Annotated in this window: 24 protein-coding genes and 1 pseudogene; 15 read left to right on the top strand and 10 right to left on the bottom strand. The window is 61.5% G+C overall.

Annotation, left to right across the window (positions count from 1 at the left end; translation table 11 throughout):
* Position 1 precedes the first annotated feature (1 nt).
* The 12 genes from phnF to RG836_RS04080 all read left to right on the top strand — a co-directional run bounded on the left by phnF (position 2) and on the right by RG836_RS04080 (position 8432).
* On the top strand, positions 2–706 hold the full coding sequence (gene phnF, locus RG836_RS04135) for a phosphonate metabolism transcriptional regulator PhnF (protein WP_310843444.1): 705 nt from the start codon (positions 2–4) through the stop codon (positions 704–706).
* 14 nt (positions 707–720) lie between these two features.
* Positions 721–1167, top strand: coding sequence for a phosphonate C-P lyase system protein PhnG (phnG, locus tag RG836_RS04130; protein WP_310843443.1), 447 nt, complete (start codon positions 721–723; stop codon positions 1165–1167).
* Complete coding sequence (phnH, locus tag RG836_RS04125) at positions 1167–1757, top strand: phosphonate C-P lyase system protein PhnH (protein WP_310843442.1); 591 nt, start codon at positions 1167–1169, stop codon at positions 1755–1757. Before phnG ends, phnH begins: the two co-directional genes overlap by 1 nt.
* A complete protein-coding gene (locus RG836_RS04120; protein WP_310843440.1) occupies positions 1757–2833 on the top strand; it encodes a carbon-phosphorus lyase complex subunit in 1077 nt (358 codons plus the stop codon). Before phnH ends, RG836_RS04120 begins: the two co-directional genes overlap by 1 nt.
* Positions 2826–3698: an alpha-D-ribose 1-methylphosphonate 5-phosphate C-P-lyase PhnJ gene (locus RG836_RS04115; RefSeq protein ID WP_310843438.1), complete on the top strand. Its 873-nt coding sequence runs from the start codon at positions 2826–2828 to the stop codon at positions 3696–3698. The genes RG836_RS04120 and RG836_RS04115 overlap by 8 nt, the downstream gene beginning before the upstream one ends.
* A complete protein-coding gene (gene phnK, locus RG836_RS04110) occupies positions 3695–4504 on the top strand; it encodes a phosphonate C-P lyase system protein PhnK (protein ID WP_310843437.1) in 810 nt (269 codons plus the stop codon). The genes RG836_RS04115 and phnK overlap by 4 nt, the downstream gene beginning before the upstream one ends.
* Positions 4505–4533: 29 nt before the next feature.
* The gene (gene phnL, locus RG836_RS04105; RefSeq protein ID WP_310843435.1) at positions 4534–5253 is read left to right on the top strand and encodes a phosphonate C-P lyase system protein PhnL; all 720 of its coding nucleotides are present in this window, start codon (positions 4534–4536) and stop codon (positions 5251–5253) included.
* The gene (locus RG836_RS04100; RefSeq protein ID WP_310843433.1) at positions 5243–6388 is read left to right on the top strand and encodes an alpha-D-ribose 1-methylphosphonate 5-triphosphate diphosphatase; all 1146 of its coding nucleotides are present in this window, start codon (positions 5243–5245) and stop codon (positions 6386–6388) included. The genes phnL and RG836_RS04100 overlap by 11 nt, the downstream gene beginning before the upstream one ends.
* A complete protein-coding gene (gene phnN / locus RG836_RS04095; RefSeq protein WP_310843431.1) occupies positions 6388–6957 on the top strand; it encodes a phosphonate metabolism protein/1,5-bisphosphokinase (PRPP-forming) PhnN in 570 nt (189 codons plus the stop codon). The genes RG836_RS04100 and phnN overlap by 1 nt, the downstream gene beginning before the upstream one ends.
* Complete coding sequence (gene phnP / locus RG836_RS04090; protein ID WP_310843430.1) at positions 6948–7697, top strand: phosphonate metabolism protein PhnP; 750 nt, start codon at positions 6948–6950, stop codon at positions 7695–7697. Before phnN ends, phnP begins: the two co-directional genes overlap by 10 nt.
* A gap of 118 nt (positions 7698–7815) precedes the next feature.
* A complete protein-coding gene (locus tag RG836_RS04085; protein ID WP_310843429.1) occupies positions 7816–8028 on the top strand; it encodes a type II toxin-antitoxin system HicA family toxin in 213 nt (70 codons plus the stop codon).
* Complete coding sequence (locus tag RG836_RS04080; protein ID WP_310843426.1) at positions 8028–8432, top strand: type II toxin-antitoxin system HicB family antitoxin; 405 nt, start codon at positions 8028–8030, stop codon at positions 8430–8432. The genes RG836_RS04085 and RG836_RS04080 overlap by 1 nt, the downstream gene beginning before the upstream one ends.
* A 51-nt stretch (positions 8433–8483) precedes the next feature.
* Here RG836_RS04080 and RG836_RS04075 read toward each other — a convergent pair whose 3' ends face one another.
* Positions 8484–9692: an MFS transporter gene (locus RG836_RS04075; RefSeq protein ID WP_310843425.1), complete on the bottom strand. Its 1209-nt coding sequence runs from the start codon at positions 9690–9692 to the stop codon at positions 8484–8486.
* A 234-nt stretch (positions 9693–9926) separates the two neighbouring features.
* Between RG836_RS04075 and RG836_RS04070 the strand changes: the two genes are divergently transcribed.
* Positions 9927–10550, top strand: a complete 624-nt coding sequence (locus RG836_RS04070) for a hypothetical protein (protein ID WP_310843424.1) — start codon at positions 9927–9929, stop codon at positions 10548–10550.
* A gap of 267 nt (positions 10551–10817) precedes the next feature.
* On the opposite strand, the gene RG836_RS04065 is transcribed toward RG836_RS04070, so the two are convergent.
* The 6 genes from RG836_RS04065 to gcl form a co-directional block, all read right to left on the bottom strand.
* A complete protein-coding gene (locus tag RG836_RS04065; RefSeq protein ID WP_310843422.1) occupies positions 10818–11813 on the bottom strand; it encodes a sulfate ABC transporter substrate-binding protein in 996 nt (331 codons plus the stop codon).
* Positions 11814–11917: 104 nt separating this feature from the next.
* Positions 11918–12742, bottom strand: coding sequence for an ion transporter (locus RG836_RS04060; protein WP_310843420.1), 825 nt, complete (start codon positions 12740–12742; stop codon positions 11918–11920).
* Positions 12743–12763: 21 nt separating this feature from the next.
* A complete protein-coding gene (locus RG836_RS04055) occupies positions 12764–13678 on the bottom strand; it encodes an urea transporter (protein WP_310843418.1) in 915 nt (304 codons plus the stop codon).
* Between the two features lie 77 nt (positions 13679–13755).
* Positions 13756–14649, bottom strand: coding sequence for a 2-hydroxy-3-oxopropionate reductase (locus RG836_RS04050; protein ID WP_310843416.1), 894 nt, complete (start codon positions 14647–14649; stop codon positions 13756–13758).
* Positions 14650–14856: 207 nt separating this feature from the next.
* Positions 14857–15639 carry a hydroxypyruvate isomerase gene (gene hyi, locus RG836_RS04045; RefSeq protein ID WP_310843415.1) on the bottom strand — a complete coding sequence of 261 codons (783 nt, stop codon included), beginning with the start codon at positions 15637–15639 and terminating at the stop codon, positions 14857–14859.
* 130 nt (positions 15640–15769) lie between these two features.
* Positions 15770–17545, bottom strand: coding sequence for a glyoxylate carboligase (gene gcl / locus RG836_RS04040; RefSeq protein WP_310843413.1), 1776 nt, complete (start codon positions 17543–17545; stop codon positions 15770–15772).
* Between the two features lie 524 nt (positions 17546–18069).
* On the opposite strand from gcl, the pseudogene RG836_RS04030 reads away from it, so the two are divergent.
* Positions 18070–18527, top strand: a pseudogene (locus tag RG836_RS04030) (REP-associated tyrosine transposase).
* A gap of 104 nt (positions 18528–18631) precedes the next feature.
* Here the strand turns inward: RG836_RS04030 and RG836_RS04025 are convergent.
* Positions 18632–19240, bottom strand: coding sequence for a TetR/AcrR family transcriptional regulator (locus RG836_RS04025; RefSeq protein WP_310843410.1), 609 nt, complete (start codon positions 19238–19240; stop codon positions 18632–18634).
* A gap of 133 nt (positions 19241–19373) precedes the next feature.
* On the opposite strand from RG836_RS04025, the gene RG836_RS04020 reads away from it, so the two are divergent.
* Positions 19374–20288: a DUF808 domain-containing protein gene (locus RG836_RS04020; RefSeq protein WP_310843408.1), complete on the top strand. Its 915-nt coding sequence runs from the start codon at positions 19374–19376 to the stop codon at positions 20286–20288.
* A 161-nt stretch (positions 20289–20449) separates the two neighbouring features.
* Here the strand turns inward: RG836_RS04020 and RG836_RS04015 are convergent, their stop codons facing one another.
* Positions 20450–21238: an MlaA family lipoprotein gene (locus RG836_RS04015; protein WP_310843406.1), complete on the bottom strand. Its 789-nt coding sequence runs from the start codon at positions 21236–21238 to the stop codon at positions 20450–20452.
* On the bottom strand, positions 21231–22529 hold the full coding sequence (locus RG836_RS04010; protein WP_310843405.1) for a serine/threonine protein kinase: 1299 nt from the start codon (positions 22527–22529) through the stop codon (positions 21231–21233). The genes RG836_RS04015 and RG836_RS04010 overlap by 8 nt, the downstream gene beginning before the upstream one ends.
* Between the last annotated feature and the right edge of the window lie 175 nt (positions 22530–22704).

The raw sequence follows: 22704 nt of genomic DNA, 5'->3' as shown, positions 1-22704 counted from the left end.
CATGCAGTTGTCTAGACAAGATGAGCCGGTGTACCGCGAATTGGCCGACATCCTGCGTCGTGAACTGGCGGACTATCAGGCCGGGGACTTCCTGCCGGCCGAGGTGCAACTGGCCGAACGCTTTGGCGTCAATCGCCATACGTTGCGCCGCGCCATCGATGAATTGGTGTTCGAAGGCAGCCTGCTGCGGCGCCAGGGCAAAGGCACGCAAGTGCTGGAGCGGCCGCTGATTTACCCGATGGCGGCGGACAGTGCCTACAGCCAGTCGCTGTCGGCCCAAGGCCTGGGCGTCGAGGCGCTGTTACTCAAGCGCCGCTACTGCTACGCCAGCCGCGAAGAAGCCGAACACCTGGGCATCGCCGAGTTGGCGCCGATGATCGAGTTGCAGACCTTGCGCAAGCTCGATCACCAACCGGTCAGCCTGATCCGCCACCGCTACTGCGCCAGCCATGCGCCGATGCTGGCGGATTACAACGGCGGTTCGTTGCGCCAGTACATGCGCGAGCGCGACCTGCCGCTGACCCGCACCCTGAGCCTGATCGGCGCCCGTTTACCCAGCCGCGACGAAGCGGCGCTGCTGATGATGCCTCGGCATTTGCCGGCACTGAGTGTGTTCACGATTTCCCGCGACCGGGACGGCCGTGCGGTGGAACTGGCCCAGTCCACCAGCCGTTCGGATCGCTTCCAGTACCAGGTCGTCACTTGATGGAGAACTCCGCGATGAACCCCGTTCCTCATACCGCGCGTCAGCACTGGATCGGCGTGCTGGCCCGCGCCCGGCGCAGTGAATTGCAGCCCCACGAAGCCGCGTTGCGCGACGTCGAGTACCAACTGATCCGCGCCCCGGAAATCGGCATGACCCTGGTGCGCGGGCGCATGGGCGGCAACGGCGCGCCGTTCAACCTCGGTGAAATGAGCGTGACCCGTTGCGTGGTGCGCCTGGCCGATGGCCGCACCGGCTACAGCTATTTGGCCGGTCGAGACAAGGTGCATGCCGAACTGGCGGCGCTGGCGGACGCGCATCTGCAGGGCGGACAGCAAGGTCATTGGCTCGAGCAGATCATCACCCCGTTGGCCGAGGCCCAGGCGCAACGTCAGGCGCGCAAGGCCGCCGACACCGCCGCCAGCAAAGTCGAATTCTTCACCCTCGTTCGAGGAGAAAACTGATGCACGCACAGTTGTTGCAATCGGCGTTCAGCGACCCGGTGCTGGACGCTCAACGGGGCTTTCGCGCGGCACTCAAGGCCCTCGCCGGGCCCGGTGTGGTCCAGACCCTGCACGCCGCGCCGAGCCTCGAAGGCTTGGCCCCGGCAACCTACGCCTTGTGCCTGGCCTTGCTCGATGTCGACACGCCGCTGTGGCTGGCGCCGTCGTTCGATACCCCGGGCATTCGCGCCAACCTGGCGTTCCATTGCGGCTGCCCGCTGACGGCGCGCCGCGAAGACGCACGGTTCGCCCTACTCGACGCCGCTGACCTGCTCGACCTCAGCGGCTTCGATCTCGGCAACGAACGCTACCCGGATCAGTCCTGCACCTTGCTGGTTCAGCTCGAACGCCTCGATGGCGGCGCGACGTTGCACTGGCGTGGCCCCGGCATCGAACACAGCAACCCGGTCAGCCTGCCGCTGGCCGAGGGCTTCTGGCGCGAGCGCGATCGACGCAACGTCTTTCCCTTGGGCCTCGACCTGTTGCTGAGCGCTGGCCACGACTTGATCGGCCTGCCACGCAGCACCCGCATTGCACAGGAGCGTGCCTGATGTACGTAGCCGTCAAGGGTGGCGAACAGGCCATCGACAATGCCCACCGTCTGCTGGCGAAGAAACGCCGGGGCGATACTTCGGTGCAGGAACTCAGCGTCGAGCAGATCCGTCAGCAATTGCCGCTGGCGGTGGCGCGGGTAATGAGTGAAGGCTCGCTGTACGACACCGAACTGGCCGCGCTGGCGATCAAGCAAGCGGCGGGGGATCTGGTGGAAGCGATCTTCCTGCTGCGCGCCTATCGCACCACGTTGCCGCGCTTCAGCCCGAGCCTGCCGATCGACACCGCCCACATGCAGTTGAGCCGGCGACTGTCGGCGACGTTCAAGGACGTGCCCGGCGGCCAGTTGCTCGGCCCGACCTTCGATTACACCCATCGCCTGCTGGACTTCGCGCTGCTGGCCGAAGGCGAATACCCCGGCCCTGAAACTACTGTGGATGCCAGCCTCGAACCGTGCCCGCGAGTCCTCGGTTTGTTGGCCCAGGAAGGCCTGATCAAAAGCGAAACCGATCACGGCGAAGCCATCGCGGACATCACCCGCGACCCACTGGAACTGCCCGCCAGCCGTGCGCAACGTCTGCAAGCGCTGGCCCGTGGCGATGAAGGTTTCCTGTTGGCGCTGGGCTATTCGACCCAACGCGGTTACGGCCGCAACCACCCGTTTGCCGGGGAGATCCGCATCGGCGAGGTCGAGGTCTGGGTCGAGCCTGAGGAGCTGGGTTTCGCGGTGTGCCTGGGCGACATCGAAATCACTGAGTGCGAGATGGTCAACCAGTTCGTCGGCTCGGCCACCGAGCTGGCGCAGTTCACCCGCGGCTACGGCCTGGCGTTTGGGCATGCCGAGCGCAAAGCCATGGGCATGGCGCTGGTCGACCGCGCCTTGCGCGCCGATGAGTACAACGAAGAGATCGTGTCGCCGGCGCAGCAGGAAGAGTTCGTCCTGATGCACTGCGACAACGTCGAGGCCGCGGGCTTCGTTTCCCATCTCAAACTGCCGCACTACGTGGACTTCCAGGCCGAACTGGAACTGATCCGCAAACTGCGCAAGCCGGCCGAGGGCCACGACCATGAATGACCTGACGCAACCCTCGCTGAGGGATACGGCCTACAACTTCGCCTACCTCGACGAACAGACCAAACGCATGATTCGCCGCGCCTTGCTCAAGGCCGTGGCGATCCCCGGTTATCAGGTGCCGTTCGGTGGCCGCGAGATGCCATTGCCTTATGGGTGGGGCACCGGCGGCATGCAGCTGACGGCGGCGATTCTCGGGGATGACGACGTGCTGAAAGTCATCGACCAAGGCGCCGATGACACCACCAACGCAGTGTCGATCCGGCGCTTTTTCGCCCGCACCGCTGGCGTCGCCACCACTGAAAGCACCCCGGACGCGACGGTGATCCAGACTCGCCACCGCATCCCGGAAACCCCGCTGCACGCCGACCAGATCATGGTGTACCAAGTACCGATTCCCGAGCCGCTGCGGTTTATCGAGCCCTCGGAAACCGAGACCCGGACCATGCACGCGCTCAACGATTACGGGGTGATGCACGTCAAGCTCTACGAAGACATCGCCACCTTCGGCCACATCGCCACTGCGTATGCGTACCCGGTGATGGTCGACGAACGCTACGTGATGGACCCGTCGCCGATCCCCAAATTCGATAACCCGAAACTCGACATGAGCCCGGCGCTGATGCTGTTCGGCGCTGGTCGCGAGAAGCGTCTGTACGCGGTGCCGCCGTTCACCCGGGTCACCAGCCTGGACTTCGAGGATCACCCGTTCGAGGTGCAGAAGTGGCAGGAATGCTGCGCCATTTGCGGCAGCCGCGAGTCATTCCTCGATGAGCTGATCCTCGACGACGCCGGCACCCAGAGTTTCGTCTGTTCCGACACCTATTACTGCGCCCAGCGCGTCAGCCAACAGGAGCAGGGCCAATGAACTCGGCACTGAATAACCCTCTGTCGATGGCCACCGTCGAACCCTTGCTGCAGGTGCGCGACCTGGCGCTGTTGTATGGTCCGGAGAAGGGCTGCCAAGGCGTCAGTTTTGACTTGTATCCCGGCGAAGTGCTGGGGATTGTCGGCGAGTCCGGCTCGGGCAAATCAACCTTGCTCTCGCTGCTCAGCGGCCGCCTGCCACCCCAGGCCGGGCGCATTGGTTATCGCGACAAACAGGGCCAGTGGCTCGACCTGTACAGCGCCAGCGAAGCCGAACGCCGCACCTTGCTGCGCACCGAATGGGGCTTCGTCGAGCAAAACCCGCGTGACGGTTTGCGCATGGGCGTGTCGGCCGGGGCCAACATCGGCGAACGGCTGATGGCCCAAGGTGTGCGCAACTACCAGCAACTGCGCGGCGCCGGGCTCGACTGGCTGAGCCAGGTGGAAATCGACCCGCAACGCATCGACGACTTGCCGCGCACCTTCTCCGGCGGCATGCAACAGCGCCTGCAAATTGCCCGCAACCTGGTGTCGAGTCCGCGTCTGGTCTTTATGGACGAACCCACCGGCGGCCTCGACGTGTCAGTGCAGGCGCGCTTGCTCGACTTGCTGCGGGGGCTGGTGCGCGAACTCGACCTGGCGGTGGTGATCGTCACCCACGACTTGGCAGTGGCGCGGTTGCTGGCGGATCGCTTGATGGTGATGCGCCGCTCGCGGGTGGTGGAAATCGGCCTCACCGACCAGATCCTCGACGACCCGCAACACCCTTATTCGCAACTGCTGGTGTCTTCGGTGTTGCAGCCGTGAAGCCCTGTCCAACTGTGGAAATCCCAGCGATGAAAACCTTGATCGAGGTCCGTGACCTCTCGAAAACCTTCACCCTGCACCAGCAGCACGGCGTTGTCCTGGATGTGCTGCGCGGGGTGGATTTCAGCGTGGCGGGCGGCGAATGCCTGGTGCTGCACGGCCAGTCCGGCGCCGGTAAATCGACCTTGCTGCGCACCTTGTATGGCAACTATTTGCCGGCGGGCGGCAGCATCCGCGTGCAGCACGATGAGCAGTGGCTGGAGCTGGTCGGCGCCGAGCCGCGGGACATTCTGCAAGTACGCCAACGCACCCTTGGCTACGTCAGCCAGTTTTTGCGGGTGATCCCGCGGGTGGCGTGCCTGGACGTGGTGATGGAGCCGGCGCTGGCCCGTGGCTGGTCGAAAGCCCTGGCGCAATCGCGTGCCGAATTGCTGCTCAGTCGCCTGAACATTCCCCAGCGCCTGTGGCAATTGGCGCCGGGCACCTTCTCCGGTGGCGAACAGCAACGGGTCAACATCGCCCGAGGCTTCATGGTCGCCTGGCCGGTAATGTTGCTCGACGAACCCACCGCGTCCCTCGACGACACCAATCGCCAAGTGGTGCTGCAACTGATCAACGAGGCCAAGCAGGCCGGTGCCGCGTTGATCGGCATCTTCCATGATCGCGCGGCCCGCGAGGCGGTCGCCGACCGTCATCTCGACATGACTCCCGCCGCTGTGAATCACGAGGAATACGCCAATGTCCGTTGAACAGATCCTCAGCAATGCGCAACTGGTCACTGCTGACCGGGTGTTCCTTGGCAACGTGCTGTTGCGCGACGGCGTGATTGCCGATATCGCCGAAGGCCCGAGCCGCTTGCCCCAGGCCCAGGATCTGGGCGGTGATTTCCTGCTGCCGGGGCTGGTGGAGTTGCACACCGATAACCTGGAAAAACACATGACCCCGCGCCCCGGCGTGGACTGGCCGTCGATTTCGGCGGTGCTCAGCCATGACGCGCAAATCATCGCCGCCGGTATCACCACGGTGTTCGACGCGGTGTCGATTGGCGACGTCAATCCCAAGGGTAATCGCATGCAGAAACTGCCGGCGATGCTTGAGGCGATTTCCAGTGCCTCCGACGCCGGCCTGACCCGTGCCGAACACCGTTTGCACCTGCGCTGCGAGCTGTGCCATCCGGACACCCTCAGCGTGTTCCGCGATCTGGTGCAGCACCCGCTGGTGCAACTGGTGTCGGTGATGGACCACTCGCCGGGTCAGCGCCAATTCGTGCTGGAATCCAAGTACCGTGAGTACTACATGGGCAAGTACCACCTGAGCACCGAGCAGATGGATGAATTCATCGTGTTGCAGATGGCCAACTCCAAGCAGTACAGCACCCGCTACCGCGCAGCGATAGTCGAGGACTGCCTGGCCATGGGCTTGTCGGTGGCCAGCCATGACGACGCGACCCTGGCGCATGTCGAGGAATCGGCGCGCTACGGCATGACCATTGCTGAGTTCCCGACCACGGTCGAGGCCGCTCTGGGTTGCCGCCAGCAAGGCATGAGCGTGTTGATGGGCGCGCCGAACATCGTGCGCGGCGGCTCGCACTCGGGTAACGTGGCCGCCGCGGACCTGGCCGCCGAAGGTGTGCTGGATATCTTGTCCAGCGACTACTACCCGGCGAGTCTGCTGCAAGCGGCGTTCACCCTGGCGAGCCTGGATAACCCGATCGACCTGGCCCACGCGGTGCGCATGGTCAGCCTGACCCCGGCGCGGGCGGCAGGGCTGACGGACCGCGGTGAAATCGCCGTCGGTTTGCGCGCGGATCTGGTCCAGGCGAAAACCCGCGATGGCTTGCCGGTGGTGCAACAGGTATGGCGACAGGCGAAGAGGGTGTTTTGATGGCGGGCAGGTTGATCTATCTCATCGGACCTTCCGGTTCGGGCAAGGACAGCCTGCTGGACGCAGCACGTGCGCGGTTGGCCGCGCGCGGCTGCCGCATTGTGCAGCGCGTGATCACCCGTTCGGCGGAAGCGGTGGGCGAGGCGGCACAAGGTGTCAGCCCCGAGCAATTTGCCGAGCTACAGGCGCAGGGCGCGTTTGCTTTGAGCTGGCAGGCCAACGGCTTGTCCTACGGCATCCCGAAGCAGATCGACACTTGGCTGGCGGCGGGGGACGACGTGTTGGTCAACGGTTCCCGGGCCCATCTGCCACAGGTGCGCGCCCGTTACCCAGGGCTGCTGGTGCTGTTGCTGACGGTCGATCAAACGATCTTGCGCCAGCGCTTGCTGGCCCGGGGCCGCGAGTCCGTGCCGGAAATCGACGAGCGCCTGGCGCGCAACGCGCGGTTCAGCGAACACTTGCTGGCCGACCACGATCCCGCGGTGCATCTGCTCGACAACTCCGGCGCGCTGGAGCGCACGGTGGAACGCTTGCTGACCTGTCTCGACGGACAACCGGCATGCGCCTGACCCTGCTCGGTACCGGCGATGCCCGGCAAGTCCCGGTCTATGGCTGCGAGTGCGCCGCCTGCGATCGCGCTCGCCAGGATCCCGCGCTGCGCCGGCGGCCTTGCAGCGCGCTGATCGAGTGTAGCGACCAGCGCTGGCTGATCGACAGCGGCCTGACGGACCTCACCGAACGCTTCCCGCCGCGCAGCTTCAACGGCATCTTCCAGACCCACTACCACGCCGACCACGCCCAAGGCCTGCTGCACCTGCGCTGGGGCCAGGGCCTGGTGATCCCTGTCCACGGACCGGCAGACCCGGATGGCTTGGCCGACCTCTACAAACACCCCGGCATCCTCGACTTCAGCCAGCCGTTCAGCCATTTCGAAACCCGCCAGCTCGGCGACCTGAGCGTCAGCGCCGTGCCGCTGCAACACTCCAAACCAACCCTGGGCTACCTCTTTGAAAGCCAGGGTCGGCGCATCGCCTACCTCACCGACACCGTCGGCCTGCCACCGGCCACCACCACTTACCTGCAACGCCAACCCCTCGACCTGCTGGTCCTCGACTGCTCCATCCCGCCCCAACCCCAGGCGCCCCGCAACCACAACGACCTGACCCTGGCCCTGGCCTGCATCGAAGCACTGCAACCGGAGTTGGCGGTGCTGACCCATATCGGGCATGCGCTGGATGCTTGGTTGCTGGCGCATGAAGGGGTGTTGCCGGGGAATGTGCGGGTGGGGCGGGATGGGGATGCGTTGTAAGGCTGGTTCTCGGAGCAAGGCCACATTCGGTAAAACTTCCAGGCGTCATGCAGCTGATTTTTGTGCTTGAGTAAAGATAACTCTAGGGTTATTTTTATTGGGCCAGCAAGGAGGCTGTGTGCAGAGCAGGCAATTGATCAAGGAGCTGGAAGACGCCGGCTGGGTGTTGGACCGCGTCACCGGCAGTCATCACATTTTTACTCATCGCTACAGTCCATACACGATTCCCGTTCCCCATCCGAAAAAGGATTTGCCGGTCGGGACGGTCAAGAGCATCAGGAGGCGGGCGGGGTTGTTCTGCCCTATTGCCAGCTTCACAGGAGATTCGTAATGCAATATCCCATCTGTATCGAGTGGGGCGACGAGAATACCGCCATCGGTATTCAGATCCCCGATATTCCCGGTGCGGCCACGGCTGGGGATAGTTTTGAGGACGCGTACAACGCGGCGGTCGAGATCGCGCATATTTTGCTGCAGGAAATTGCCGCCGAAGGCGAGCCCATTCCCATGCCGACATCGGCGTCTGTCCATCGCGGCAATCCGGAGTTCGCCGACATGGGCTGGGGGATGCTTGAGCTGGATATCTCGCCTTATCTGGGCAAGACCGAGAAGGTCAACGTCACGCTGCCCGGCTATGTGATTCAGCGGATCGATCGCTACGTCCGCGAGCACAATGTCAAAAGTCGCTCTTCGTTTCTGGCGGATGCGGCGATGGAGAAACTGGTTCGGCATTGAGCCGTTGCAACAGAGACCTCGGAGAGCACGCGATGCTCTCCGAGGTTTTTTTCAAGCCGCGGCCAGCACCGGCTTTTGCCTTGCGCTCAAAAACCGCAGCAATGCCAGCAATGGAAACGCACTGCCGACGATGACGATCCACAACCAGCCGCCGTGTTCGTACACCGCGCTGGCCACCGACGAGCCGATCGCGCCGCCGATGAAAATGCTGGTCATGTACAAGGCATTCAAGCGGCTGCGGCTTTTCCCGTCGAGCGCGTAGACCGCGCGCTGGCCGAGGACCATGTTCATTTGCACGCAGAAGTCGAGGACCACGCCGGTGACCGCCAGGCCAATCACGCTGTAGAGCGGATGGATGAATGCTGGCAGGAAGCTCAGGCTGGCGAACACCAGCGCCAGCAGCGACGCGACGCGGGTGTGGCCGGCATCGGCCAGGCGCCCGGCGATGGGCGCGGCGATGGCGCCGATGGCCCCGACCAGGGCGAACAGGGCGATTTCGGTTTGCGACAGGCCATGGTTGCGCGCCAGTTCCAGCGGCACGGCGGTCCAGAACAGGCTGAAGGTGGCGAACATGCAGCCCTGGTAGAACGCGCGCTGGCGCAGCACCGGTTGCTGGCGCAGCAAGGTCCAGAGCGAGCCAAGCAACTGGCCATACGAGGCGCTGTGATCGGGCTGGCGCTTGGGGATAGTCACCGCCAGCACGATGCTGATCGCCGCCATCAGCAGCGCAGCAATCACGAACATCGCCCGCCAGCCGAAGTGGTCGGCCACCACGCTGGACACTGGCCGCGCCAGCAGAATGCCCAACAGCAAGCCGCCCATAATCCCGCCGACCACGCGGCCACGAGACTCTTCCGGTGCCAGGTGTGCAGCCAGCGGAATCAGGATTTGTACCGACACCGAACTGAAGCCCACCAGCAACGAAATCAGCAGGAACACATTGGGCCGATCGGTGAAAGCCGCGGCCAGCAGGCTGGCGATCGCTACCAGCGTGGTGATGATCATCAGGCGGCGGTTTTCCAACAGGTCACCCAGCGGCACCAGGAAAAACAGGCCAAGTGCGTAGCCGATCTGGGTCAAGGACACGATGAAACTGGCCATGGTGTCGCTGAGGCCGACATCCGGGGCGATCAGGCCAATGATCGGTTGGGCGTAGTAAATGTTGGCGACGATCGCGCCGCAACAGAACGCAAACAGCAGCACCATGCCTCGGGTCATCGTTGCCGCGCCGGCTAAAGGCGCTTGATTCGCTGGGTTCATAACGGGTCTCGCTGGACAAGGGGAATGCGTGGCAGGCTACGGGGCCGACCGATACGGCGGTAGAGAGGGCGTGGTGATAGTGTTTATTCCGCTCAGGAATGACCCAACTGCAGGGTCGATAACTTCATCTTGGTGGGATGGGCTGATGATACATTCTCTTACATCTTGTTCGATAGCGTGCTTAGGTTTGCTTCTTAGCCGCATTTCCACTGTTTGATCAATGGAAGCCTGTCCATGAATGCAATGTTCCGTTACCTGCTTCGCGCTGTGTCGACCCTGACCCTGATGGGCGTTTTCACCGCCAGCCTGGTTCACGCCCAAGATGGACTGCCCCTGCGCATCCGCGGTGAAATCACCGGGGTCAGCGCCGATACGTTGAGCGTCCACGTCAACAGCGGCGAAAACATTATCCTGCTCCTGGCCAAGGACCTCACCGTCCGTGCCGTTAGCTTGGCGAACATCGAAGACATCAAGCCCGGGAGCTACATTGGTTCGGCGGCGATCCCGCGAGCCGATGGCAGCCTCAAGGCGCTGGAAGTGCACGTGTTCCCGCCAGAGCTGGCCGGCACCGGCGATGGCCATCGGCCGTTTGATCTGGGCAAGGGCAGCACGATGACTAATGGCAGCGTCGGTGATTTGGTGGTCAGCAACGGGCGCATCCTCACCGTCAACTACAAGGGCGGCGAGAAGAAGATTGTGGTGCCGGAGGACGTGCCGATCGTCAACCTGGCGCCGGGCGACCGCAGTTTGCTGAAGGTCGGGACGAAGATCGTGACCTCCGCCAGTCAGAGCGATGACGGCACGTTGACTGCGTCGTCGATCTCGGCAGGGAAGGATGGATTGAAGCCGCCGATGTAAACGCGCCTTTGGGGGAGCGAGCCTGCTCGCGAATGAGGTGGGTCTGTTGGCACTGATGCTGGATGGGCCGACGTCTTCGCGAGCAGGCTCGCTCCCACAGTTGATCTGCAGTGAACACCGATTTTTCCAACACCTCGGAAACTGTGCGAGCTGGCTTGCCAGCGATGGCGCCCTGACAGCCAGCCCATCACTCACAGGGATTTTGCGCATCCGAAAATGAAAAAAGGCGACCCTCTCAGGTCGCCTTTTGCATGTCAGGCTTGTGGCTTATTTGCCGTAGATCTGGTCGAACAGCCCACCGTCGTTGAAGTGGGTTTTCTGGACGGTGCGCCAGTCACCAAACGTTTTCTCGACCGACAGGAAGTCGACTTTCGGGAAGCGGTCGGTGTACTTGGCCAACACCGCTGGATCCCGTGGGCGCAGGTAGTTGGCGGCGGCGATTTCCTGGCCTTCCGGCGACCACAGGTACTTCAGGTATTCCTCGGCGGCCTCACGGGTGCCTTTCTTGTCGACCACTTTGTTAACCACAGCCACCGGCGGTTCGGCTTCGGCGGAGACGCTTGGATAGATGACCTCGAACTGGTCGCGACCAAACTCACGGGCAATCATTTCCGCTTCGTTTTCAAAGGTCACCAGTACGTCGCCGATCTGGTTGGTCATGAAGGTGGTGGTGGCGGCGCGGCCACCAGTGTCGAGCACTGGCGCTTGCTTAAACAGTTTGCCGACGAAGTCTTTCGCCTTGTTCTCGTCGCCGCCGTTCTTCAGCACATAACCCCAGGCCGACAGGTAGGTGTAGCGGCCATTACCCGAGGTTTTCGGGTTAGGCACGATCACCTGCACGCCATCCTTGAGCAGGTCCGGCCAGTCTTTCAGAGCCTTCGGGTTGCCCTTGCGCACGATGAACACGGTGGCCGAAGTGAACGGCGCGCTGTTGTTCGGCAGCAGGGTGACCCAGTTGTCCGCCACCAATTTGCCGTTGTCGGCCAACGCATTGATGTCGGTGGCCATGTTCATGGTGATGACATCGGCGGGCAGGCCGTCGATTACCGAACGCGCTTGCTTGCTCGAGCCACCGAACGACATCTGCACGGTGATGTTTTCTTTGTGCTCTGCTTCCCAATGTTTCTGGAACGCCGTGTTGTAGTCCTTGTAGAAATCGCGCATCACGTCGTAGGAAACGTTCAGCAGGGTCGGTGCGGCCTGAGCGAAGTTGCTCAGGGCCAGGCCAGCGGCCAGAAGTGAGGCGCCAAAGAGTTTTTTCACTGCGCATTCCTTGTTCGAGTCAGCGTATTTATAAGAGATGAGGCATTTTGCCAGCGACTATAGCCGGGGTGGCATAGGCCTTTAAAGATTAAAAAGCACTTTGCTTATTCCACTTTCTGAAACAGCGCGTTGCCGCATCGCGAACAGAACGCCGCCGCTTGTTCGTGATTGCTTTTCTTGCACACCGGGCAATCGTGCTGCAGTTGCTCGCCGCGCATGGCATTGGCCAGTTCAGCGGTGAAAATCCCGGTCGGCACGGCGATGATCGAATAACCGGTAATCATCACCAGCGACGAAATCACCTGACCCAGCGGAGTCTTGGGCACGATGTCACCGAAGCCCACGGTGGTGAGCGTAACGATAGCCCAATAGATGCCTTTGGGAATGCTGGTAAAGCCATGCTCCGGGCCTTCGATCACGTACATCAAGGTGCCGAACACCGTCACCAGGGTGCAGACACTGACCAGAAACACCACGATTTTCTGCTTGCTGCCGCGCAGCGCCGACATCAGGTAATTGGCTTGTTTGAGGTACGGGCTGAGCTTGAGCACGCGGAAAATCCGCAGCATCCGAATGATCCGGATGATCAACAGATACTGCGCATCGGCGTAATACAGCGCGAGAATGCCCGGCACGATCGCCAGCAAATCCACCAGGCCGTAAAAGCTGAAGGCATAACGCAACGGCTTCGGCGAGCAATATAGACGCAGGCCGTATTCGATCAGGAAGATGAAGGTAAAGCCCCACTCGATGTAGGCCAGCACATCGGCGTAGTTCTGGTGAATGCTGTCGATGCTGTCGAGCATCACCACCACCAGGCTGGCGAGGATGATCAACAGCAAGATGCCGTCGAAGCGCCGCCCGGCCTTGGTGTCACTCTGGAAAACCATGACGTAAAGCTCTTCACGCCAGTTTCTGCTGCTGTCCATTTCACTCGCCCGAATCGAAGATCAGCGCAGCCTAGGGTGATTTTCCCCGGGAGCGCAAGCTGCGCGGTGGGCGCTGGCTTTACCGAACACTTGAATCGCCGAACGAAGCAGCCAGACCGCGAGGATAAAGGGCGCGGTCAGCGTCGGCACGCCGAGTGCGGCAAACAGGGGCGTCAACCATAACGCGCCGACAATGGCCAGCAATGGCAACCAAGGCGGCTGGCGCTGCGAGCTGAAAGCCAGGGCAGCGAGCACCGCGTTGTAACCACCCAGCCCCAGCAGTGCGCCATAGGCGTCGTGCTGCAGTAGGCTCCAGCCCATGCCAGTGATGGAGCCGAACAATGCCCAGCAAAAGGCGCGGCGATCAGCGATCAACAAACCGCAGGCAATCATCGCCCCGGCCAACGGATGACTGAGAAACATCACCTGGCCCAGCCCTCTGAGCGGAGCCGCGAGCAGGTTCGACGGACTGATTTCGATCAAGTGCGCCTGCGTCGACGGCGTGGCGAAGCACAGCAGACACCAGCTCAACATCACGAAAGGCGCGGTGCAGGCCGGCAGGTATTGGCTGATCCGCGCGCGCTTGAGCCATTGCTGGGTAAGCATCGCGCTCAAGCCGCCGGCGGCGATGATCAGCGGAGGCAACAACGCCGACCAAGGGAAATACACACTCAGCAGCAGCCCCAGCAACACGCCGTTGTAACTGAACAGCCCGGCTTGGCGATCGGCCTTGGCGTAGCCACGGCGTTGCGCGGTGAGCAACCCAGCCACCGCGCCCAACAGCGCACCGCCGAGCAGCTTCGGTGCGGTGAATAAAATCGCCAGCAAGCACAGCAGGCCAAACAACGGATGGCGCTGCAAAAAAACCTGGCTGAAGCCATTGAGCAGGGCAGTGGCCCAGTCGGGGCAGTGGGTGTTGAAGCGCTGAGTGGGCATGAAATAAATACCAGGGACTTGCGCAAACAACCTGTGCTGAGGGGCTTGGCCCCCAGGCCACAGGTTTTGCGCAGCGCTTACTGCTTGTCGCGAATCGAGAAGTTGGCCATGTGCTCCAGGCCCTTGATCAGCGCCGAGTGGTCCCAGTTGCTGCCGCCGATGGCCGCGCAGGTGCTGAACACTTGCTGGGCGTTGGCGGTGTTCGGCAGGTTGATGCTCAGCTCTTTGGCGCCTTGCAGGGCGAGGTTCAAGTCCTTTTGGTGCAGGCTGATGCGGAAGCCGGGGTCGAAGGTGCCCTTGATCATGCGCTCGCCGTGCACTTCGAGGATCTTCGACGAGGCGAAACCGCCCATCAACGCTTCACGCACCTTGGCCGGGTCGGCGCCGTTCTTCGCAGCGAATAGCAGGGCTTCGGCGACGGCCTGAATGTTCAGCGCGACGATGATCTGGTTGGCCACTTTCGCGGTCTGTCCGTCGCCATTGCCGCCTACCAGGGTGATGTTCTTGCCCATGGCCTGGAACAGCGGCAGCGCACGTTCGAAGGCATCGGCATCGCCGCCGACCATGATGCTCAAGGTCGCCGCCTTGGCGCCGACTTCACCGCCGGAGACCGGCGCGTCGAGGTATTGCGCGCCTTTCTGGATGACCTTGGCGGCGAAGGTCTTGGTCGCGGTAGGCGAGATCGAACTCATGTCGATCACCACTTTGCCCTTGCCGACACCGGCAGCAATGCCATCGGCGCGGAACAGCACGTCATCGACCTGCGGAGTGTCGGGCACCATGATGATGATGAACTCGGCTTCCTGAGCGACGTCTCGCGGGTTGGCCAGCGCGATTGCGCCGGCAGCCACCAGGTCGTCCGGGGCCGCGTCGTGGTGCGCGGAAAGGAACAGGCTGTGACCGGCTTTTTGCAGGTTCAACGCCATTGGGTGGCCCATGATGCCGGTGCCGATAAATCCGATTTTAGCCATGAAAAAATCCTCTTGTTTTTGTAGTGCTCAGTCTTGAGCGGTTGAGCTTTTGAGCTGTTGTGGCGAGGGAGCTTGCTCCCGCTGGGGCGCGCAGCGGCCCCAAGACCATTCACCGCGATGTAACAGGTCGAACCGGTACTCAGGTTTTGCGACTGCTCCCCAGCCGAGCGAAAGCAAGCTGCCTCTCTACAGGTATGTGTTGTTCTTTCAGATTGCGTTATGGCTCTTGAGCCAGGCGAGCCCTGCTTCGGTGGTGGTCAGCGGCTTGTACTCACAGCCGACCCAGCCCTGATAACCGATGCGGTCCAAGTGTTCGAACAGGAAGCGGTAATTGATTTCGCCGGTGCCCGGTTCGTTGCGGCCGGGGTTGTCTGCCAGTTGCACATGGTTGATCTCGCTCAGGTGCGATTGCAGCGTGCGGGCAAGGTCGCCTTCCATGATTTGCATGTGATAGATGTCGTATTGCAGAAACAGGTTGGCGCTGCCCACTTGTTCGCGAATCGACAGGGCTTGCGCGGTGTTGTTCAGGTAGAAGCCGGGGATGTCGCGGGTATTGATCGCTTCCATCACCAGTTTGATGCCGACTGCTTGCAGCTTCTCGGCGGCGTACTCGAGGTTGCTGACGAAAGTCTTTTCCACCAAAGCATCGTCGACACCTTTTGGACGAATCCCCGCGAGGCAGTTGACCTGGGTGTTGCCCAACACTTGAGCGTAAGCAATGGCCAGGTCGACCCCGGCGCGAAATTCTTCGACGCGGTCGGGCAGACAAGCGATCCCGCGCTCGCCCTTGGCCCAGTCACCGGCCGGCAGGTTGAACAGCACTTGGCTCAAGCCATTGGCGTCGAGCTTGGCCTTGATCTCGGCGGAGCTGAAATCGTAGGGGAACAGGTATTCCACTCCACTGAAGCCGGCCTTGGCGGCCGCTTCGAAACGGGCGAGAAAATCCTGCTCGGTGAACAGCATGGACAGGTTGGCAGCGAAACGCGGCATGGTGGTCTCCTGTTGAATAGGTGAGGCCGGCGAGTGGGAGCGAGCCTGCTCGCGAAAGCAGTGTGTGGACCGGCATCTGTGTTGGATGTGCAGTCGTCTTCGCGAGCAGGCTCGCTCCCACAGGGGAGGATCAATCAAGCATCGAAATCGCCGTCGGCGCGTCGTTGCCGACCAACGCCAGGTCTTCGAATTCGTTGACCGCGTTGATCTCGGTGCCCATGGAAATGTTGGTTACCCGTTCCAGAATGATCTCGACGATCACCGGCACTTTGAACTCTTCGATCAGCTCCTGAGCCTTGCGCAGGGCAGGCTGGATCTGGCCCGGTTCGAACACGCGCAACGCCTTGCAACCCAGCCCCTCCGCGACCGCCACGTGGTCGACGCCGTAGCCATTGAGTTCAGGCGCGTTGAGGTTGTCGAAGGACAGCTGCACGCAGTAATCCATGTCGAAACCACGTTGTGCCTGGCGGATCAGCCCCAGGTACGAGTTGTTCACCACGACGTGGATGTACGGCAGTTTGAACTGCGCACCCACGGCCAGTTCTTCGATCATGAACTGGAAGTCATAGTCGCCGGACAGCGCCACGACCTTGCGGCTCGGGTCGGCCTTGACCACCCCCAGCGCCGCCGGAATGGTCCAGCCCAACGGACCGGCCTGGCCGCAGTTGATCCAGTGCCGTGGCTTGTAGACGTGGAGGAATTGCGCGCCGGCAATTTGCGACAGACCGATGGTGCTGACGTAGCAGGTGTCTTTGCCGAATACCTGGTTCATCTCTTCGTACACACGCTGCGGCTTGACCGGCACGCTGTCGAAGTGAGTCTTGCGCTGCAGGCTGGACTTGCGCTGCTGGCAATCTTGCAGCCAGGCGCTGCGGTTTTTCAGCTTGCCGGCGGCTTGCCATTCGCGGGCGACTTCGATGAACACGGTCAACGCGGCGGCGGCGTCGGACACGATGCCCAGGTCCGGGGTGAACACCCGGCCGATCTGCGTGCCTTCGATGTCGACATGAATGAATTTGCGCCCTTCGGTGTAAACGTCGACCGAACCGGTATGGCGGTTGGCCCAGCGGTTACCGATGCCCAGCACCACGTCGGACTTGAGCAGCGTCGCGTTGCCGTAACGGTGCGAGGTCTGCAGGCCGACCATGCCGACCATCAGCGGATGATCGTCCGGAATCGTGCCCCAGCCCATCAGCGTCGGGATCACCGGGATGCCGGTCAGCTCGGCGAACTCCACCAGCAAGTCACTGGCGTCGGCGTTGATGATGCCGCCGCCGGCCACCAGCAATGGACGCTCGGCCTGGTCGAGCAAGGCCAGGGCCTTTTCAACCTGCACGCGGCTGGCGCTTGGCTTGGCCAGCGGCAGCGGTTGATAGGCATCGATGTCGAATTCGATCTCGGCCATTTGCACGTCGAACGGCAGGTCGATCAGCACCGGGCCCGGACGCCCGGAACGCATTTCAAAAAAAGCTTTCTGGAACGCGTACGGCACTTGGCCCGGTTCCAGAACGGTGGTTGCCCACTTGGTGACGGGTTTGACGATGCTGGTGATGTCCACCGCCTGGAAATCTTCCTTGTGCATCCGGGCGCGGGGGGCCTGGCCGGTGATGCAAAGGATCGGGATCGAGTCGGCCGAAGCGCTGTAGAGCCCGGTGACCATGTCGGTGCCGGCCGGGCCGGAGGTGCCGATGCACACGCCGATATTGCCGGCCTTGGTGCGGGTGTAGCCCTCGGCCATGTGCGAGGCGCCTTCGACGTGGCGAGCGAGGACGTGATCGATACCGCCGACTTTCTGCAGGGCGTTATACAACGGGTTGATCGCGGCACCCGGGATGCCGAAAGCGGTATCAACCCCTTCACGGCGCATCACCAGAACGGCGGCTTCAATTGCTCTCATTTTGCTCATGGTTTTGTGCCTCTTACGTTTTGTAATTGTATACAAGTGGCTTTTGCGCAGAGTGTATTCATGGTGTGCGCTACAGGTCAATCCGTTTTATCAAGCGCCCGTTTCAATCGTCGCCTGCCTTATCTGCGGTGATTTTCCGCCGATTTTTTTGCTTTGTGGATAAAATTGTATACATAAATTAATTTAATTGTGTTCTAGATTTACGCACTTCGCCGAACTTAATAGCTTGGGGCACGGCAGCATCATCCCGGCACTTAGCGCGTACTGATCCGCGATCAGGCCGGGAATGAGTTGGGAGCAGTGGGGCATCTAGCGGGATTTGTCGGAGGTGGACGAGCAATGCGCGATCAATGCAATCGAAGCAGCGGGGGTTGCGGGCGGATGCGGAGGGGAGATGTGTAGGATCTGATGGACCGCTTTCGCGAGCAGGCTATCCACCGGAAACATCCAGCTAAAACTCTGCCGCACTCTTCAGGAAACTTGTAGCTAGGCTTTCCTTAATTGATCACAAAAGGGGCAAAGGAATGCCTGAGCTGTCAGCTTCACATCGCCTGAGAATAGGACGATACAGCGAGCAGAATCGGATTTACCTGCTCACCACTAACACGATTGGCAGAGAGCCTGTTTTTTCAGATTTTGCCCTAGGGAGGTTAGTCGTCGCGCAGTTCCGGGCGGCGGAGCACAGAGGCTGCGCCAGTTCATTAGCCTGGGTGGTCATGCCCGATCATTTTCATTGGTTGGTCGAATTACAGTCGGCTCTTTGAGTGAGCTTATGCAGAGGACTAAATCCCTGAGTACTAAAGCTGTATGTCGGTATGCGGGCCGTGAAGCAAAGCTATGGCAGAAAGGGTTCCATGACCGCGCATTGCGTCAGGAAGAAGATTTGATAAAGCTCGCTCGCTATGTGGTCACTAATCCTTTGCGAGCGCGCTTGGTAGACAAGCTTGGCGACTATCCGTTGTGGGATGCGATCTGGGTTTGATCAAGAATCGAGTTGCCGCATTCGCGAGCAGGCTCGCTCCCGCACTTGGAAAGCATTCCCCTGTGGGAGCGAGCCTGCTCGCGAATAGCGGCGCTGCGGTCCGCTTACCGATCCGGCTCACACCCCTTCAACACCAACCGAATAATCGTCTGCGCCGCGGCTTCGTAATCGGCCTCATCCAGCTTGGCCTTGCCGGTGATGGCGGTGATTTGCCAGTCGAAGTCGGCGTAGGTCTGGGTGGCGGCCCAGATGCTGAACATCAGGTGGTTGGGGTCGACGGGGGCGATCTGGCCGCGGTCGATCCAGGTCTGGATGCAGGCGATGTTGTGCTTGGCCTGGCCGTTCAGTTGCTCGACCAGGTCCGGGCTCAGGTGGGGGGCGCCGTGCATGATTTCGCTGGCGAATACCTTGGAGGCGAAAGGCAGGTCGCGGGAGATGCGGATCTTCGAGCGGATGTAGCCGCTGAGCACTTCGCCGGGTTCGCCGTCCGGGTTGAACGGCGTCGACGCTTGCAGGATTGGCAGGATGATGCTTTCCAGGACCTCGCGGTAGAGGTTTTCCTTGGAGCGGAAGTAGTAATAGACGTTGGGCTTGGGCAGTCCCGCCTTGGCCGCGATGTCACTGGTTTTGGTCGCAGCGAAGCCCTTGTCGGCAAATTCTTCACTGGCGGCACGCAGGATCAGTTCTTTATTGCGCTCGCGGATTGTGCTCATAAACCAGGTGGTTCCTTGCCTGTTCTGGCGGTTGCGCATGGTAGCACCGGGCTCGCGCGGCGCTCAACAAAGCCCCATGCGCCCCCGTAGCGCGCTATGCTTCGCCCCATTCAATTCGAAGGAAGCCTGACCCATGGCAGGAAGCAGCTTGTTGCTACTGATCGACGACATTGCCGCCGTGCTGGACGACGTGGCGTTGATGACCAAAATGGCCGCGAAAAAAACCGCAGGCGTGCTCGGCGACGACCTGGCGCTGAACGCCCAGCAAGTCTCCGGCGTGCGCGCCGAGCGGGAGATCCCTGTGGTCTGGGCGGTGGCCAAAGGCTCGTTCCTCAACAAGCTGATTTTGGTGCCGTCGGCCTTGGCCATCAGCGTATTCATCCCGTGGCTGGTCACGCCGCTGCTGATGGTCGGCGGCGCTTACCTGTGCTTCGAAGGCTTCGAGAAGCTGGCGCATAAATACCTGCACAGCCCGGCGCAGGATCAGGCCGAGCATGCGCAATTGGTCGAAGCGGTCGCTGATCCGGCGGTGGACCTGGTGGCGTTCGAGAAGGACAAGATCAAAGGCGCGATTCGCACTGACTTCATCCTCTCCGCCGAAATCATTGCCATCACCCTGGGCACCGTGGCGGATGCGCCGCTGACCCAGCAGATCATCGTGCTGTCCGGCATCGCCATCGTCATGACCGTTGGCGTCTACGGCCTGGTAGCGGGGATCGTCAAGCTCGACGACCTCGGCCTGTGGCTGACCCAGAAGCCTGGGCAGATGGCTAAAAGCATCGGCGGCGCGATCCTGCGCGCGGCGCCTTACATGATGAAAGCGCTGTCGGTGATCGGCACGGCAGCGATGTTCCTGGTCGGCGGCGGCATCCTCACCCACGGCGTGCCGGTGGTGCACCACTGGATCGAAAGCGTCAGCGCCAGTGCCGGCGGCGCGGGGTTTATCGTGCCGACGTTGTTGAATGCCGTGGCCGGGATTGTTGCGGGGGCGGTGGTGTTGGCGGTGGTGATGGGTGTCGGCAAAATCTGGAAGTCGCTGAAACGCTGAGCCAGTGGGAGCGAGCCTGCTCGCGAAGAGGTCATCACATTCAACATTTATCTGGATGAGACAGCGCTTTCGCGAGCAAGCCCGCTCCCACACTGAATCTGCGGCGCAATTGAAAAAGGCCATTCGACTCCCATCGAATGGCCTTTTTCATTGCCGCCGATTTACTCGGCGATCTGCAACTTGCGCGACTCGGTGTAGACGTAGCGCACCTTCTCGTATTCGAACGGGGAGTTCAGCTGACCATAGCGGAAGCTGGTCTGGTAGCGGCGGTCGACCGCACGCAGGGCCCAGACTTCCGGGTGGTTGGAGCTGACTTCCGAGACGTTGAGGAAGTTGATCGCCGATTCGGCGGAGAAGTCCACCACCAAGCCGCCGGTGTCGCGCAGGTTGGACGGACCGAGGATCGGCAATACGAAGTAAGCGCCACCCGGGACTCCGTAGAAGCCCAGGGTCTGGCCGAAGTCTTCGCTCTGGCGCGGCAGGCCCATGGCGGTGGCCGGGTCCCAGAGGCCGGCGATGCCGATGGTGGTGTTCAGCAGCAGCCGCGCAGTGGTTTCCATCGAGCGTTGGCCCTTGAACTGCAGCAAGCTGTTCAACAGGTTCGGCACGTCGCCAAGGTTGTTGAAGAAGTTGCTGACGCCGGTGCGCAGGAAGCTTGGGGTGACGTAGCGGTAACCGTCGACCACCGGCAGGAACACCCACTGATCGAACCGATAGTTGAAGTGGTAAACGCGGCGGTTCCACTCTTCCAGCGGGTCGTAGACATTCAGCGCGTTCAGGGTCGAGCGCTCGAACTCGCGCTGGTCCAGGCCCGGGTTGAACTTGAGTTTGGTCAGCGGTTCCTTGAAACCATCGGAGTCAATTACCACCGGGGCATTGGCTTTGCTGTTGTCCGCGGTGGCGGTGCCGGCACAGAGTAACGCAGCGATAAGCAGGAGGTATTTAGCCACGGAAGAACTCCAGCATAGCGTCGCTGTTGACGCGGTAGTTAAGGTTGCCGCAATGGCCGCCCAGCGGGTAAACGGTCAGGCGATCGCCGAAGGTTTTGCGCAGGAAACCGAGGTCGCCCGGGCCGAGGATCACGTCGTCGGCGTTATGCATCACCGAAATTTTCGGGCTGTCGCGCAGGTAATCCTTGAGCGCATACAGGCTCACCTGGTCAACCAATTGCAGCAGGCTGCCGCCATCGGTGCGGGCACGCCACATCGGGATCACTTGTTCGGTCAGGTAGCAATCGAAGTCGCATTGCAGCGCACGCTTGAGGAACGGCGTGAGGCTGGTGCCTTCGGTAATCGGGAATTTCGGCGGGGTGATCAGGCCTCGACGGTTGATCAGGTCCGAGGTGAAGGCAATGTCGGCCGCGGAGAAGCGGAACGAGGTGCCGATCAGCATCGCCATCTGTTCATTGGTCAGGTGCTGCTTGGACTGCTGGAAGTCGTAGAGCAGGGCATCGTTGAGGTCGACGTAGCCTTTTTGCTGGAAGTAACGGGTGAGCTTGTTCAGTACCAACTCATAGAAGGTGGTGGTGCTGTTGATGCCCTTGACCTCGGTCTGCACCAGCTTGTCGAGGTTGGTGATCGAGGTGTAGAGGTTGACCGGCGGATTCAACAGCAAGACTTTCTTGAAGTTGAAGCTGCGACGGGTTTCGTCCAGGTGCGCGACGAACGCTGCATCTAGGGCGCCGAGGCTGTAGCCAGTGAGGTAATACTCGGTGACCGGCAGCTTCGGGTTTTGTGCCCGTACAGCCTGCATCACCCGGTACATGTCTTCGGCGTCTTCCTTGGTGATGCCGGGGGTGGCAAAACGCGAAGCGGCGCTGATGAAGTCGAAGCTGGTCGGCGACGACAGTTGCACCACGTGGTAGCCGGCCTTGTAGTAGAGCTTTTTCAGGTATTCGTTGAGGCTGCTGTCGTAGCGCGCACCGGTGCCGGCAATCAGGAAGATCAGCGGCGCGGGTTTGTCTTGGGTGGCGATGCGATAGGTGAGCTTTTTAACTGCCCAGAAATTGTCCGGCAGGATGAACTCACGCTCCGGGCGCAAGGTCAGGCTGCGGTCTTCCTGGTCGATGTCCTCGTTGGACGGCAAGTCAGGCCGAAGGTCCGGCGGCGTCGTGGCGATGGTCGCCTCGAAGGGGTTGGTCAGCGGGTAGCCATAGCTGGCGGCGTCGATGTCGACCGCCAGTGCGGACGCACTCAAAATAAGGCCGCCAAACAGGGCGGCGAAGCGCAAGGGTCGGAGCATGACTGAATCCCTTAGAGGAAGGTGCCGAATGAAGTTCGCAGGCTATGACCGCCGCAGTTGCGCCAAAGTGCCATGCCTCGGCACCAAATCGGCTCGAATCGGGGGTAATAGTAGCTGGACGATACACTTTGCAGCTGTTTCGTGAACAACTATCTAACGTTCGCCCTTGCTAACC

Source organism: Pseudomonas rhizozeae (assembly GCF_031583775.1).
GTDB lineage: Bacteria > Pseudomonadota > Gammaproteobacteria > Pseudomonadales > Pseudomonadaceae > Aquipseudomonas.
This window is presented reverse-complemented; position numbering and strand designations above follow the sequence as displayed.

Bases quoted from the DNA above. Each gene is read 5' to 3' on its own strand.
- phnN (WP_310843431.1), top strand. From the start codon at position 6,388: ATGGCGGGCAGGTTGATCTATCTCATCGGACCTTCCGGTTCGGGCAAG.
- phnF (WP_310843444.1), top strand. From the start codon at position 2: ATGCAGTTGTCTAGACAAGATGAGCCGGTGTACCGCGAATTGGCCGAC.
- RG836_RS04050 (WP_310843416.1), bottom strand. From the start codon at position 14,649: ATGGCTAAAATCGGATTTATCGGCACCGGCATCATGGGCCACCCAATG.
- RG836_RS04100 (WP_310843433.1), top strand. From the start codon at position 5,243: ATGTCCGTTGAACAGATCCTCAGCAATGCGCAACTGGTCACTGCTGAC.
- gcl (WP_310843413.1), bottom strand. From the start codon at position 17,545: ATGAGCAAAATGAGAGCAATTGAAGCCGCCGTTCTGGTGATGCGCCGT.
- RG836_RS04060 (WP_310843420.1), bottom strand. From the start codon at position 12,742: ATGGACAGCAGCAGAAACTGGCGTGAAGAGCTTTACGTCATGGTTTTC.
- RG836_RS04020 (WP_310843408.1), top strand. From the start codon at position 19,374: ATGGCAGGAAGCAGCTTGTTGCTACTGATCGACGACATTGCCGCCGTG.
- phnH (WP_310843442.1), top strand. From the start codon at position 1,167: ATGCACGCACAGTTGTTGCAATCGGCGTTCAGCGACCCGGTGCTGGAC.
- RG836_RS04070 (WP_310843424.1), top strand. From the start codon at position 9,927: ATGAATGCAATGTTCCGTTACCTGCTTCGCGCTGTGTCGACCCTGACC.
- RG836_RS04055 (WP_310843418.1), bottom strand. From the start codon at position 13,678: ATGCCCACTCAGCGCTTCAACACCCACTGCCCCGACTGGGCCACTGCC.
- phnG (WP_310843443.1), top strand. From the start codon at position 721: ATGAACCCCGTTCCTCATACCGCGCGTCAGCACTGGATCGGCGTGCTG.
- RG836_RS04025 (WP_310843410.1), bottom strand. From the start codon at position 19,240: ATGAGCACAATCCGCGAGCGCAATAAAGAACTGATCCTGCGTGCCGCC.
- RG836_RS04115 (WP_310843438.1), top strand. From the start codon at position 2,826: ATGAATGACCTGACGCAACCCTCGCTGAGGGATACGGCCTACAACTTC.
- phnP (WP_310843430.1), top strand. From the start codon at position 6,948: ATGCGCCTGACCCTGCTCGGTACCGGCGATGCCCGGCAAGTCCCGGTC.
- RG836_RS04080 (WP_310843426.1), top strand. From the start codon at position 8,028: ATGCAATATCCCATCTGTATCGAGTGGGGCGACGAGAATACCGCCATC.
- phnL (WP_310843435.1), top strand. From the start codon at position 4,534: ATGAAAACCTTGATCGAGGTCCGTGACCTCTCGAAAACCTTCACCCTG.
- phnK (WP_310843437.1), top strand. From the start codon at position 3,695: ATGAACTCGGCACTGAATAACCCTCTGTCGATGGCCACCGTCGAACCC.
- RG836_RS04010 (WP_310843405.1), bottom strand. From the start codon at position 22,529: ATGCTCCGACCCTTGCGCTTCGCCGCCCTGTTTGGCGGCCTTATTTTG.
- RG836_RS04120 (WP_310843440.1), top strand. From the start codon at position 1,757: ATGTACGTAGCCGTCAAGGGTGGCGAACAGGCCATCGACAATGCCCAC.
- hyi (WP_310843415.1), bottom strand. From the start codon at position 15,639: ATGCCGCGTTTCGCTGCCAACCTGTCCATGCTGTTCACCGAGCAGGAT.
- RG836_RS04075 (WP_310843425.1), bottom strand. From the start codon at position 9,692: ATGAACCCAGCGAATCAAGCGCCTTTAGCCGGCGCGGCAACGATGACC.